Below are 12,867 nucleotides of genomic sequence, written 5' to 3' on the forward strand. Positions count from 1 at the left end.
GCGCCCCCAAAGCCCAAGAGAGGAAGACAAATGATTCACGCCGTATTGCACGATGCCAAGGACACGGTGGCGGTCGCCGTGGTGGAAGGAGTCACCGCCGGAACTGAACTGAACGCCTGGATCATGGATGAAGACAAGATCATCCACGTGCGCGCATCGCAGGACATACCCATCGGCCACAAAGTGGCGATGAAGGACATGGCCGTGGGCGACACCGTCTTCAAGTACGGCGTCGACATCGGCCGCGTGGTGGAGCCCATCAAGGCCGGGCAGCACGCCCATGTGCACAACATCAAGACCAAGCGCTGGTAAGCCCTTCAACCCGCACAGGAATCCGCCATGTCCATCATCAACGCCTCGACCACTTTCCAGGGCTACCGCCGCGACAACGGCCGCGTCGGCGTCCGCAACCACGTCATCGTCCTGCCGGTGGACGATATATCCAATGCCGCGGCCGAAGCCGTGGCCAACAACATCAAGGGCACGATGGCCCTGCCCCATCCCTATGGCCGACTGCAATTCGGCGAGGACCTGGAGCTGCACTTCCGCACCCTGATCGGCACCGGCTGCAATCCCAACGTCGCCGCAGTGGTGGTGATCGGCATCGAGGAAGGCTGGACCAAGCGCGTGGTGGACGGCATCGCCGCCACCGGCAAGCCCGTCATGGGCTTCAGCATCGAACTGCATGGCGACCACGACACCATCATGCGCGCCTCGCGCTGTGCCAAGGAATTCGTGCACTACGCCACGGCGCTCACGCGCAGCGAGTGCCCCATCGCGGATCTGTGGGTATCGACCAAGTGCGGCGAATCCGACACCACCTCCGGCTGTGGCGCCAACCCCACCGTGGGCAACGCGTTCGACAAGCTGTACGCGCTGGGCTCCACGCTGGTCTTTGGCGAAACCTCGGAGCTGACCGGCGGCGAGCACATCGTGGCCGAGCGCTGCGCCAACGACGCGGTGCGCGAACGCTTCATGTTCATGTTCGACCGCTACCAGGCCATGATCGACCGCTGGAAGACCAGCGACCTGTCGGAATCCCAGCCCACCAAGGGCAACATCGCCGGCGGGCTGACCACCATCGAGGAAAAAGCGCTGGGCAATATCCAGAAGATCGGCAAGCAATGCCGCGTGGACGGCGTGATCGACAAGGCCGAGATCCCCGACGGTCCCGGCCTGTGGTTCATGGACTCGTCCTCGGCCGCGGCCGAAATGGTGACGCTGTGCGCGGCCTCCGGTTACGCGGTGCACTTCTTCCCCACCGGCCAGGGCAACGTCATCGGCAACCCGATCCTGCCGGTCATCAAGATCTGCGCCAATCCGCGCACGGTGCGCACCATGTCCGAACACATCGACGTGGACACCAGCGGCCTGCTGCAGCGTGATATCGACCTGAACCAGGCCGGCGACAAGCTGCTGGAATGCATGCTGGCCACCGCCAACGGCCGCTGGACCGCGGCCGAAGCGCTGGGCCACCGCGAATTCGTCCTGACGCGCATCTTCGAAAGCGCTTAATCGCGCCTGTCGTCCCTGGCAACGGCGCGTCCGCAAGCAGGATTGCGGACGCGCCGTCCTGCCGCCAGCATCCCCCGCAGCATCGTCTCAGAACCACACCAGCAGACCCGGGCGACACCCGCCACGGCAGCACAGGCGGTTGCATTCCTACCCGGGCATCCCCCAAGGAGGAAGACAGATGAACAGCGAACACGATCACCACCCCGACGCCGCGCAACGCCGGCGCCTGCTCGGCGCCCTGGGCGCGGCCGGCCTCTGTGCCCTGGCGCCATGGCAGCGCGCGCTGGCGCAGAAAGCCTGGCCCGAACGGCCGATCAACTACGTGGTGCCGTTTCCGCCCGGCGGCCTGACCGACGTGGCCGCTCGCCAGGTAGGCAAGGCGCTCAGCGACGCCGAGCGCTGGAACGTGGTGGTGGAAAACAAGCCCGGCGGCAGCGCCAACATCGGCGCCGCGCACGTTTCCCACGCCGCCCCGGACGGCTACACGTGGCTCGCGATCACGCTGTCGCACGCGGCCAACGCCACGCTCTTTGCCGGCAAGGCGGGCTACGACCTGACGCGCGACCTCACGCCGCTGGCGGGCCTGGCGTCCTCGCCCATCATGGTGGTGGTCAACGCCAAGAGCGACATCAAGAGCATGGCCGACCTGGCGAAGGCGGCCCGCTCGAAGTCGCTTTCTGCCGGGTCCAGCGGCAACGGCACGCCGCCACACCTGACCCTGGCGCTGTACCAGAAGCTCACCGGCGTGCCGATGATGCACATCCCCTACAAGGGCGGCGCGCCGTCCCTCACCGACCTGATAGGCGGCCACCTGGACGTGGTGTTCTCCAATTATCCGGAATCGCTCTCGCACGTGAAAAATGGCTCGTTGCGGGCGCTGGCCATCACTACGCGCGAACGCAGCGCTGACCTGCCCGACGTGCCCACCGTGAAGGAAGCCGGCCTGCCAGACCTGATCGTCGAGAATTTCACCGGCGTGCTGGCACCCGCGGGCACGCCGCCCGAGCTGGTGCAGCGCATCGGCGACGCCATCGTCCGGCAGGTCTCGCAGCCCGCCATGAAACAGGCGCTGCTGCAGCTGGGCTTTGCGCCGCAGCCGCGCGGCCCGGCGGAGTTCGGCGCCTACCTGAAATCCGAGGTGGACCGCTGGGCCAAGATCATCCGCGACGCCAACATCCAGATCGCCTGAGCACCTTGGAGTCCCAATCGATGCATATCCTCATTTCCGAGTTCATGGACGCGCCCGCGGTCGACGCGCTGCGCCAGCGGTTCAAGGTGCGGTACGAGCCTGAACTGGTGGAACAGCGCGACGCCCTGCTGGCCGCGGCGGCCGATGCCGACGCCCTCATCGTGCGTAACCGCAGCAAGGTGGACGCCGCCCTGCTGCAGGCGGCCCCGCGGCTGCGGGCCGTGGGCCGCCTGGGCGTAGGGCTGGACAACATCGACCTGGACGGTTGCGCCGCGCGCAACATCGCGGTGATACCGGCCACCGGCGCCAATGCGCGCGCCGTCGCCGAGTACGTCGTGGGCGCCATGCTGCTGCTGCTGCGCGGCGCCTATGGGTCGACGGCCGAGGTCGCGGCGGGCGCATGGCCGCGCAACGCGCTCTCGCAGGGGCTGGAGGCCCACGACCGCCTGCTGGGCATCGTGGGCTTCGGCGGCATAGGCCGGCTGACCGCCAGCCTGGCGCAAGGACTGGGAATGCGCGTGGCCGGCTGCGACGCGGCGCTACCGCCGAATCATCCCGCCTGGCGCGAAACCGGCGTCACCGCCCTGCCGCTGGACGAACTGCTGGCCCAGGCCGATGCCGTCACCCTGCACCTGCCGCTCACGCCTGGCACGCGGCGGCTGGTGGATGCCGGCCGCATCGCGCGCATGCGGCGGGGCGCCGTGCTGATCAACACCTCGCGCGGCGGCATCGTGGACGAAGCCGCACTGGCGGATGCGCTGCGTACCGGCTATCTGCGCGGCGCGGCGCTCGATGTGTTCGAGCAGGAACCCCTGCCCGCCGGCAGTCCGCTGGCCGGCGCGCCCAACCTGATCCTGACGCCGCACATCGCCGGACTGACGCAGGAAGCCAACACCCGCGTTTCCGACATGGTGGCCGCCGGGGTGACAATGGCGCTTACCGGCGGCGACCGATGAAGCCACACGGCCCGGCGCGCGCCCTTGAAGAGAAGGATATGGCTCACATCTATCTGGACGAACTGCAACACCTGGCGGCGGCGGGCCTGGCCGCCGCCGGCGCCAACCCCGCCATGGCCGACAGCACCGCGCGCGCGCTGGTCTTCGCCGAAAGCCAGGGGCTCAGCTCCCACGGCCTGTCGCGCGTGCCTTTCTATGCCGGGCACCTGCGCGCCGGCCGCGCCATCGGTACGGCGGTGCCGCGCATCGTGCATGAGCGCGGCGGCGCGGCGCTGATCGACGCCGGCTCCGGCCTGGCCTTTCCCGCGTGCGCCATGGCGATCGAGCAGGCCGGCCTGCGCGCCCGCGAACACGGCGTGGCCTTCATCGGCGTCGCCAACAGCCATCACTTCGGCGAAGCCGGCTACCACCTCGAAGCCCTGGCCGACCTGGGGCTGGTGGGACTGGCACTGAGCAACTCGCCCGCCGCCATGCCTGCCTGGGGCGGCAAGCGGCCGCTCTTCGGCACCAACCCCATCGCCGCCGTCTTTCCGCGGCGCGGCGGCGCCCGGCTGGTGATCGACCTGTCGCTGTCGCAGGTCGCGCGCGGCAAGCTGATGATCGCGGCCCGCGACAACCAGCCCATCCCGTTGGGCTGGGCGCTGGACGCCGACGGCCAGCCCACCACCGATCCCAAGGCCGGCCTGGCGGGCAGCATGCTGCCCGCGGGCGGCGTCAAGGGCGCGATGCTGGCGCTGATCGTCGAACTGCTGGCTTGCGCGCTGACCGGCTCGCACTTCGGTTTCGAGACCGAATCCTTCTTCGTCGACGAAGGCGGCCCGGCGCGTCTGGGCCAGGCCTTCATGGCGATCGACCCCGGCGCCCTGGCAGGCAACAACACCTATCTGGACCGCGTCGAAGTCCTGGTCGACGCCATGCTGGAAGACGAAGGCGTGCGCCTGCCGGGCGACCGCCGCCGCAAGCTGCGCGACGAAGCGCTCAAGCATGGCGTGGCGATTCCGGACGCGTTGATGACGCAATTGCGCGCGATGTCGGGCGCGGCGTAGATCGTTTTCCGCAGCGCTCGCGGGGACACTCGATTGTCGCGACAGCGTCGCGACAATTGTCCCGATATCAAACCCCGCGGCTGAACCACAGCATCACCGGCGCCAGCAGCAGGAACGCCACCGTCGACACCAGCACCGCGCCCGCCGCGGTATCCCCTTGCGTCGTGTAACGCTTGACGTACATGTAGCTCACCACCGCGCAGGGCATGGCCATCTGCAGGCTCAGCGCCCCGGCCAGCACCGGCTCCAGATCCAGCGCCCACACGACCGCGAGCCCCGCCCCCAGGCCCACGGCCAGGCGGATGGCGGCGACCTTGGCGCCGTCGCGCAAGCCGTTGGACGGAATCAGGGCCAGCGCATGGCCCAGACTCAGCAGCATCAGCGGCACGGTCACCGCGCCCAGCATGCGCGAGGTCTCGATCAGCCACTCGGGCACCGGTACGTGCATGAGGCGCAGGGCCACGGCGACCAGCGAAGCCAGCAAAATCGGACTCTTCCAGCTGCCCTTGGTGTTCACGCCCGGCAACAGGCGCACCGCGATGGTGTGCATGACAAAGGAACTGACCGCGAAGAATGCGACCGCCACCGACAGGCCAGCGTCGCCGAAGGCCATCTGCGAAATCGGCAACCCCAGGTTGCCGGCGTTGGGCAGGAAGGCGGTGGGCAGCAGCGTGCGCACGGGCAGCTTCCATGCCTTGAGCAGCAGCGCGCATATCAATGCGCACAGCAACAGCGCCAGCAAGGTCGCCACCGCCACGTCGGCCAGCGCGCGGTCGTCCAGGCGGGTCGTGACGAAGGTGTGGAACACCAGGGCAGGCGTGGTCACCGAGGTCACCAGCATGGTGATGAAGGAACCGCCGAACGGCAGGTCCCGCTTGCCCCAATACACCCCTATGCCCGCGCAAAAGAGCAAAGGCAGCATCAGCACGATCGATGAGAAATAGAACTGCACGACGGCGGACATGCGCTTATTCCGTTAGAGATAAGAAGATCGATGCGCGAAGGCATCATCGCTTGCCGGACGGCCTACCCGGGCGGCAGCATGGGGCAACTCGTCAATCGCCGGGCTTTTGCCCCCAACCGCCATGCCTGCCACCGCACTTTCCGCCACGCCCCCGCATTCGGCCGCGAACCCGGCCCAGACATCCACGCTGCATGCAGCGCCGAGTCCCGCCCTGCCCATCAAACCCTTGTCGGAACGCCAGGCCAGTTGCCTGCACTGGGCCGCCATGGGCAAGACCAGCTGGGAAACCGCCCGCATCCTGGGCGTCAGCGAAAGCACCGTGAATTTCCACCTGTGCAACGCCTGCGAGAAACTCGGCGTGCGCGGCCGGCGCGCCGCGGTGGTCACGGCGCTGCGGCTGGGCCTGATCCAGCCCGTCACGGCTTGATGACGACGGAACGCAGGAACTCATGCGCCCGCTCTGCCGGCAGGCTTTCCACGGTGCCGGCCGCCACGGCCTCGATCAGCATGGTGTCGGTCACCCAGACCCTGGCCCGCAGCCAGCCCGGCTTGCCCATGGCCTTGCCCTGGACCTCGATGTCCTGTCCGTAGGCAGGCCATTCATTGGGCGGCGGCGACTGCATGTTGGCATAGAGCGAGTGCATCAGCGCCATGCCCAGCGCCTGCTTGGCGGCGGGATCCTTCGCAATGTCCGGGGGCAGGGGCGCCGAACCGACGGCGAAGACCGCCTCGCCCACGGTGGCGCTGGCCAGGGTAAAACGCAAGGTATGGGTGTCCAGCTTCAGGTCGCGGGTGTCCGTCGTCACCCGGTCCGGAAAGGCCGCGCGCGCGTGGCCGTCGGCCACGTCCACTTCGCGCCAGTTGTAACTGGGCGAGCAGGCCGTGATCAGCAGGGCCAGTGCGGCAATCGCTCCGGCTTTCTTGAACATGAAACGAAACAGCGATGAAATCGTCATTACCCGTGGACCTGGACTGTTTATTCATCTCGAGGAAGCCAGAAATTGTCGCCGATTTCCATGACCCCCGCGCCCGACGGCACGCCACTGGCCAACTATGCGTGGCCGGCCGCGCCCAACGTGCCCGCGCCGATCGCCGGTCCGGGCACTCCCAGTATCTACCTGCTGCACGGACTTAGCGAGCATGCCGGGCGCTATGACCGCCTGGCGCGCTGGCTGACCGCGCGCGGCTGGACGGTGGGCGCCCACGACCACCGCGGCCATGGCCGATCCGGCGGCCGGCCCGCGACCCTGAGCCACGAAGACGATCTGGTCGTCGACGCGGTCGACCGGCTGCGGGCCTGGACCGCTGCGCACGGCCGCCCGCCCATCCTGCTGGGCCACAGCCTGGGCGCCCTGGTCGCGGTCCGGATCGCCTTGCGCCGCCTGGCCGAGATCGACGGCCTGGTGCTCAGTTCGCCGCCCTTCGTGGTGCACGTGCCGCCCTGGGTGCGGCGCACGCTGACCTGGATGTCGCTGCATGCGCCCGACCTGCGCGTGCCCCACGGATTGGCGCCCGCCCGCATCTCCCATGACCCGGCCGTGGTGAAGGCCTACCGCAGCGATCCCCTGGTGCGCCGCCACATGACGGGGCGCCTGGCACGCTTCGTGGACGAAGGCGGCCGCGACTCCCTGCGCGACGCCCCGCAACTCGCCTGCCGCACCCTGCTGATGGTGGCGGGCGACGACTCCATCGTCGCCGCCGAAGGCAGCCGCCAGTTCGCCCAACGCGCGCCCGCCGAACTGCTGACGCTGCGCTGGTACGACACCGCCTGGCACGAAATCTTCAACGAAACCGCCCCCATCGCCGACCCGGTCTATGCCGACCTCGACGAGTGGCTGGCGCGCACCGCACAGGCATTGTCCCTGTCCCCAGTATTGACTCCCTCGGCACAGGAGGCCAGCACCCCGTAAAATCCGGCGACAGACCCAAACGAGAAGAACCCGTGACTGATACTGCCGCCAACCGCCTCTCCCGCCTGGAGGCCAACCGATCGCTGCTGACCCAGACCCTGCGGGGCATCGAAAAGGAAGGCCTGCGCGTGGACGAACAGGGCGTCCTGTCCCGCAAGCCGCACCCCGCCGGCCTGGGATCGGCGCTGACCAACGAACACGTCACCACCGATTATTCCGAATCCCTGCTCGAACTCATCACGGGCACCCACAAGGACGTGGATGCGCTGCTGGCCGAACTGACCAACACCCACCGTCACGTCTACAGCGTGCTGGACCATGAACTGATCTGGAACCAGTCCATGCCCGCCACGCTGCCGTCCGAAGCCGACATTCCCATCGCCTGGTACGGCAAGTCCAACACCGGCATGCTCAAGCACGTGTACCGCCGCGGCCTGGCCGTGCGCTACGGCAAGACCATGCAATGCATCGCCGGCGTGCATTACAACTTCTCGCTGGCCGAGGACCTGTGGTCCGTGCTGGACACGCAGCCGGGCAGCGCCCAGGACCGCCGTTCGCGCGGCTACATCGGCCTGATCCGCAATTTCACGCGCTATTCCTGGCTGCTGATGTACCTGTTCGGCGCCGCCCCGGCGCTGGCCAGCGACTTCCTGCGCGGACGCGAGCACCCGCTGCAGAAACTGGGCGACAGCACGCTGTACCTGCCCTACGCCACCAGCCTGCGCATGAGCGACCTGGGCTACCAGAACAAAGCGCAGTCGCAGCTCAAGCTCTGCTACAACGACCTGGACACGTTCCTGGGCCGCCTGTACGACGCGGTGACGCAGCCCTGGCCCGACTACCAGAAGATCGGCACCCACCGCGACGGCGAATGGATCCAGCTCAACACCAACGTGCTGCAGATCGAAAACGAGTACTACTCCAGCATCCGCCCCAAGCGCGCCACCGGCCGCTGCGAACGCCCGATCACGGCGCTGGCCGAACGCGGCGTGCAATATGTCGAAGTGCGTTGCCTGGACATCGATCCGAACTCGCCGGTCGGCATCGACGCCGACACGGGCCGCTTCGTCGATGCGTTCCTGCTGTTCTGCACCGCGTCCGACAGCCCCTACTTCCCCGCCAATGGCTACTGTCAGCGCAGCGCCGACAACTTCTCCACCGTGGTCAAGGAAGGCCGCAAGCCCGGCCTGACGCTGGACCGCGAAGGCCAGCCCATCGACCTGGTGCAATGGGGCCACGAACTGCTGGACCAGATCGCGCCCTACGCCGCGCTATTCGACTCCGCCCTGGGCGGCAGCGCCTATGCCGAGGCCCTGGCGGCCCAGCGCGCCAAGCTCGACCAGCCCGACTCCACGCCGTCGGCGCGCCTGCTGGCCTCGCTTTCCGACAGCGGCCTGTCGTTCCATGACTATTCGCTGGACCTCAGCCGCAAGCATGCCGATGCGCTGCGCGCCCAGGCCTTGCCCGCCGACCTGGCGGCAGCGTACGAACAGGCCGCCGCGCAATCTACGGCGGAACAACTGCGCCTGGAGCAATCGGACACCGAGGATTTCGATACCTATGTGGCCCGCTACCACGCCGCACTGAAGGCCCCGCGCAAATAAGGCGTATCGTTAGGGTTTTGATCCGCGCCGCCGGCCCTCCGGCCGGCGCGGACCGCTCTGTCACATCAGGAGGTTTTCCCCATGCGCCGCACCGCAACATTCCTGTTGGCCTTGGCCACCAGCGTGGCGGGGATAGTCCATGCCGCGCCGCCGCCCATGCAGACCGTGGAATCGGTGGACCTGAAGCGTTACGCAGGCATGTGGTACGAGATCGCGAATTTCCCCATGTTCTTCCAGCGCGACTGCGTGGGAGACACCACCGCCGAATACACCGCGCATCCCGACGGCACGGTAGGCGTGAACAACCGCTGCCGCACCAAGGATGGCGACGTCGACTCCGCCTCGGGTACCGCCACCGTGGTGGAAGGCAGCAACAACACCAAGCTCGAAGTCTCGTTCTTCAAGCCGTTCAAGGGCGATTACTGGGTGATCGGCCTGGATCCCGAATACCGCTGGTCGGTGGTCGGCACCCCGGACAGGAAATACCTGTGGATCCTGTCGCGCTCGCCGCAACTGCCCAAGGAAGAACTGGACAAGGCCCTGGACGCCGCCAAGGCCCAAGGCTACCAGCTGGACGAACTGCGGTTCACGCCACAGAAGTAAGACGCGCCGCGGCGCCCTATCCTGCGTAGTCGCGCGCCAGCCGAACCACCGTCACGCCTGGCTTCAGCTGCCGCAGCGACGGCATGACCAACGTGCATTGATCATACGGCGTCACGATGGGCTGGCCATCGGCCCAGCCTATCGTCGAACCGGCCCGCTCGAACGTCTCCAGGCCCGTCCAGGGCTCGGAGAAGCGCAGGTCCATGGAGGGCGCGACCACCGCGTCCGTCACTTCCAGCACGCGCTGGTTTTCGGCATCCGGCAGCAGCCAGCCTGCTGGCACGTCCGTCGCATCCGCCACGCCCGACTCCAGCAGCATGCGCGCCACCATGTCGCGCGCCACGTCGCGCGCGGCCAATTCGCCATGGAAGCCGCATTCGATCAGCAAGGCGCAGGCGTCTTCGCGGGCGGGGTCGCCGAACTGGCCGAAGTCGCGCATGCGCACGCCGTCCTTGTGCCCCGCGTCCACGATCACGTGTTGCGGCGCCTTCAGCCGTCGCGCCAGCGCGATGTTGCGCGGCAGGACGCCGGTCAGCAGCAGGGGCGCGCCCGGCTCATGCATGGAATGCAGGTCCAGCAGCCAGTCCGCGCGTTCCACCCAGGGACGCAGCTCGGCGCCGCGCCGGCGGTCCGGCGTCGTCGGGTTGTCCAGGCGCTCGGCGCTCCAAACGCGGTTCATGTCCTCGGCGACGAAGCGCGAGGCATCGTGGTTGGCGTGGTCGAAACGGTCGAACGCGTCGAGATTGCAGAACGCCAGCGTCAGGCTGCCGCGGCGCGGCCGCAGGCCCGCCGCCAGCAGGTCCTTCAAGGCCCAGGCGCCGCACAGCTCATTGCCATGCACCAGCGCGGACAGCATCAACGCGCGCCCCGGAAGGCCTGAATCGAAATGCCACACGCCAGGAGTGCCGGTATTGCCGGCGCGCTCGGCGCTCAGGTCGGGTACGGGAAGCTTGAATTCCATGGATGTCGTCCGCTGCGGTGCTAGGGTGTTGCGATGATCCGGTTTCGGATCACTGGGCTTCGATCTTGGCGGCCTTGACCAGCGCGCCGTACTTCTTGGTTTCCTCGGCCTGATAGGCCGCCGGGTCCAGGCCCGGCTGCGACAGCACGCCGCCGGCTTCCTGCATCTTGGCGCGGAACTGCTCCGATTTCAGCGTGTCGGCCAGCGCGCTGCGCAGCTTGGCGGCCACCGGCTCGGGCAGGCCGGCCGGACCATAGAGCGCGAACCAGACGCTGATGTCGACGGACTCGAACCCCGGGGTTTCCGCCAGGGCCGGCAGGTCCGGCGCCACCGGCGAACGCTTCTTTTCGGTGACGCCCAGCGCCACGATCTTGTCGGCGCGCACTTGCGGCAGGCCCGAGGACAGCACCAGCATGCCGTAGTCCAGCTGGCCGCTCATCAGGTCCGTCACCAGCGGCGCCACGCCGCGGTATGGCACGTGCTCGGCGCGCGTGGCGGTCGACTGGTTGATCATTTCGCCGGCCAGGTGCAGGGTCGTGCCCACGCCGGAGGAACCGTAGTTGAAGCTGCCGGGCGCGGCGGCGCGCAGCTTCTGCAGATACTCGGCGGCGGTCTTCACGCCCGAATTCTTGCTGGCGGCCAGCAGCATGGGCTGCGAGGCGATCACGCCCAGCGGCGAGAAGTCCTTCACGCTGTCGTACTTGACCGCGTTGTTGATCATGCTGGCGATGACCATCTCATTGGTCGAGCCCAGCAGCAACGTGTAGCCGTCGGGCGCGGCGCGCGCTACGCGTTGCGCGCCGATGGTGCCGCCGGCGCCGCCCACATTCTCAACCACCACGCTCTGGCCCAGGCGCTTGGCCAGCTCTTCGCCAAACAGGCGCGCGGTCAGGTCCACGCTGCCGCCCGCCGGATAGCCGACCACCAGCGAGATGGCGCGTTCGGGATACTCGGCGTGGGCGGCAGGCGCCGCGGCCAGCGCGGAGACGGTACAGATGGCGGCTAGCGCGCCGCGCAACGGATGCAGGACGGATTTCATGTTTTCTCCCTGGGTACTGTGGCGGACGGCGTCGCCGTCTCATTTGACGTTTCGGGAGCTATTCTCGGACGTACACCAGGGATATTCCGTGCCGAATCGACACATTGCCGTGCGGATTTGGCACACGCACGCCAGGTGGCAATCGGATGTCAGGCCTTGCGGCTGGCCGTGGCTTCCCAGGCCGCCTCGGCCAGGTCGGCCAGGCGCGCCCGCGACCGATACAGCCGCACCTCGAACGAGATTTCCTCGCTACGCCCGCCCAGGGCGGCCAGCGCGCCGCGGCGGCAGTCCGCCGCCACCATGGACCAGGGCAGCCAGGCCACCCCCAGGCCCTTGGCGACCGCGCCATGCGCCGCGTCCAGCGAATCGCTGCGCAGGAATGGCGCCAGGGCGTAGGGCGTGGCCTCCAGGCGGTCGCCCACGATGCGCTCCATCGCCAGGCCGCCCGCATAGGTGATCAGGGGCACGGACGGCCCGCCTTCCTGCAGCACGTAGCGGGCCCGGCCGCGCGAATCCGCCTGGCTGACGGGCACGAGCTTGTCGGTGCCCAGCGTCATGTAGCGGTAGCGCCCGGGGCTCAACTGCACGGACAGGGCCGGATGCTCATAGCAGCACAGCAGGTCCACCCGGCCCTGCTCCAGCCGGGCCGCCATGTCCTGCATCATGCCGGTGGACAATTCGACCTGGGTGCCCTCGGTCAGCACCTTGGGCGTGCGGTGGCGCAGGCGCGCGATCCAGTCCGCCACCAGCGTGCGCGCCAGGCTGCGGCCGGTGGCGATGCGCAGCACGGCCTCGCCGCCCGCGCCGAAACTGCGGATGCGATGGCGCACCTGCCCCATCTGCTCCACCACCTGCGTCGCGGTCTTGAGCAGGGCCTCGCCTTCGGCGGTCAGGACCACCGGCAGGCGCTGGCGCTCGATCAGCGGCGCGCCCGCCCAGGCCTCCAGCGCGCGGATGCGCCGGCCGAACGCAGGATGGGTCACGTGGCGCAGCTCGGCCGCGCGCACGAAGCTGCCGGTCTGCGCCAGGGCAATCAGGTCCTCAAGGAGTTTCAGGTCGGCCATGGGCGTCAAGCTTACG

14 protein-coding genes are annotated in these 12,867 nt (G+C 68.3%); 9 read left to right on the plus strand and 5 right to left on the minus strand.

Features of this window, described 5'->3' with window-relative positions; all coding sequences use genetic code 11:
• The first annotated feature begins 30 nt into the window (after positions 1–30).
• From BRO63_RS00890 to BRO63_RS00910, 5 genes are all read left to right on the plus strand, one after another.
• Positions 31–312: a UxaA family hydrolase gene (locus tag BRO63_RS00890; RefSeq protein WP_042795507.1), complete on the plus strand. Its 282-nt coding sequence runs from the start codon at positions 31–33 to the stop codon at positions 310–312.
• Positions 313–339: 27 nt separating this feature from the next.
• The gene (locus tag BRO63_RS00895) at positions 340–1,515 is read left to right on the plus strand and encodes a UxaA family hydrolase (protein ID WP_088138104.1); all 1,176 of its coding nucleotides are present in this window, start codon (positions 340–342) and stop codon (positions 1,513–1,515) included.
• Between the two features lie 178 nt (positions 1,516–1,693).
• Positions 1,694–2,704 (plus strand): Bug family tripartite tricarboxylate transporter substrate binding protein, encoded by a 1,011-nt coding sequence (locus tag BRO63_RS00900; RefSeq protein WP_088138105.1) that lies wholly within the window; start codon positions 1,694–1,696, stop codon positions 2,702–2,704.
• A 20-nt stretch (positions 2,705–2,724) separates the two neighbouring features.
• A complete protein-coding gene (locus BRO63_RS00905) occupies positions 2,725–3,660 on the plus strand; it encodes a hydroxyacid dehydrogenase (RefSeq protein WP_088138106.1) in 936 nt (311 codons plus the stop codon).
• Positions 3,661–3,698: 38 nt separating this feature from the next.
• On the plus strand, positions 3,699–4,706 hold the full coding sequence (locus BRO63_RS00910; RefSeq protein ID WP_088138107.1) for an Ldh family oxidoreductase: 1,008 nt from the start codon (positions 3,699–3,701) through the stop codon (positions 4,704–4,706).
• A gap of 67 nt (positions 4,707–4,773) precedes the next feature.
• Here the strand turns inward: BRO63_RS00910 and BRO63_RS00915 are convergent, their stop codons facing one another.
• The gene (locus tag BRO63_RS00915) at positions 4,774–5,670 is read right to left on the minus strand and encodes an AEC family transporter (RefSeq protein ID WP_088138108.1); all 897 of its coding nucleotides are present in this window, start codon (positions 5,668–5,670) and stop codon (positions 4,774–4,776) included.
• A gap of 187 nt (positions 5,671–5,857) precedes the next feature.
• Between BRO63_RS00915 and BRO63_RS00920 the strand changes: the two genes are divergently transcribed.
• Positions 5,858–6,097 carry a helix-turn-helix domain-containing protein gene (locus BRO63_RS00920; RefSeq protein ID WP_373557757.1) on the plus strand — a complete coding sequence of 80 codons (240 nt, stop codon included), beginning with the start codon at positions 5,858–5,860 and terminating at the stop codon, positions 6,095–6,097.
• Here BRO63_RS00920 and BRO63_RS00925 read toward each other — a convergent pair.
• Positions 6,087–6,626, minus strand: coding sequence for a hypothetical protein (locus BRO63_RS00925; RefSeq protein ID WP_088138109.1), 540 nt, complete (start codon positions 6,624–6,626; stop codon positions 6,087–6,089). The two genes, BRO63_RS00920 and BRO63_RS00925, sit on opposite strands and share 11 nt — an antisense overlap.
• A gap of 60 nt (positions 6,627–6,686) precedes the next feature.
• On the opposite strand from BRO63_RS00925, the gene BRO63_RS00930 reads away from it, so the two are divergent.
• From BRO63_RS00930 to BRO63_RS00940, 3 genes are all read left to right on the plus strand, one after another.
• On the plus strand, positions 6,687–7,580 hold the full coding sequence (locus BRO63_RS00930; RefSeq protein WP_179215009.1) for an alpha/beta hydrolase: 894 nt from the start codon (positions 6,687–6,689) through the stop codon (positions 7,578–7,580).
• 32 nt (positions 7,581–7,612) lie between these two features.
• Positions 7,613–9,184, plus strand: a complete 1,572-nt coding sequence (gshA, locus tag BRO63_RS00935) for a glutamate--cysteine ligase (protein ID WP_088138111.1) — start codon at positions 7,613–7,615, stop codon at positions 9,182–9,184.
• Between the two features lie 81 nt (positions 9,185–9,265).
• Positions 9,266–9,787: a lipocalin family protein gene (locus BRO63_RS00940; protein WP_088138112.1), complete on the plus strand. Its 522-nt coding sequence runs from the start codon at positions 9,266–9,268 to the stop codon at positions 9,785–9,787.
• Positions 9,788–9,803: 16 nt separating this feature from the next.
• Here BRO63_RS00940 and BRO63_RS00945 read toward each other — a convergent pair whose 3' ends face one another.
• The 3 genes from BRO63_RS00945 to BRO63_RS00955 all read right to left on the minus strand — a co-directional run bounded on the left by BRO63_RS00945 (position 9,804) and on the right by BRO63_RS00955 (position 12,851).
• Positions 9,804–10,748 carry a succinylglutamate desuccinylase/aspartoacylase domain-containing protein gene (locus BRO63_RS00945; protein WP_088138113.1) on the minus strand — a complete coding sequence of 315 codons (945 nt, stop codon included), beginning with the start codon at positions 10,746–10,748 and terminating at the stop codon, positions 9,804–9,806.
• 49 nt (positions 10,749–10,797) lie between these two features.
• Entirely contained in the window at positions 10,798–11,787 is a 990-nt protein-coding gene (locus BRO63_RS00950; RefSeq protein WP_088138114.1) for a Bug family tripartite tricarboxylate transporter substrate binding protein, read from the minus strand.
• Positions 11,788–11,936: 149 nt separating this feature from the next.
• The gene (locus BRO63_RS00955; protein ID WP_088138175.1) at positions 11,937–12,851 is read right to left on the minus strand and encodes a LysR family transcriptional regulator; all 915 of its coding nucleotides are present in this window, start codon (positions 12,849–12,851) and stop codon (positions 11,937–11,939) included.
• Between the last annotated feature and the right edge of the window lie 16 nt (positions 12,852–12,867).

Source organism: Achromobacter xylosoxidans, assembly GCF_002192695.1.
GTDB classification, from domain to species: domain Bacteria; phylum Pseudomonadota; class Gammaproteobacteria; order Burkholderiales; family Burkholderiaceae_B; genus Achromobacter; species Achromobacter xylosoxidans_C.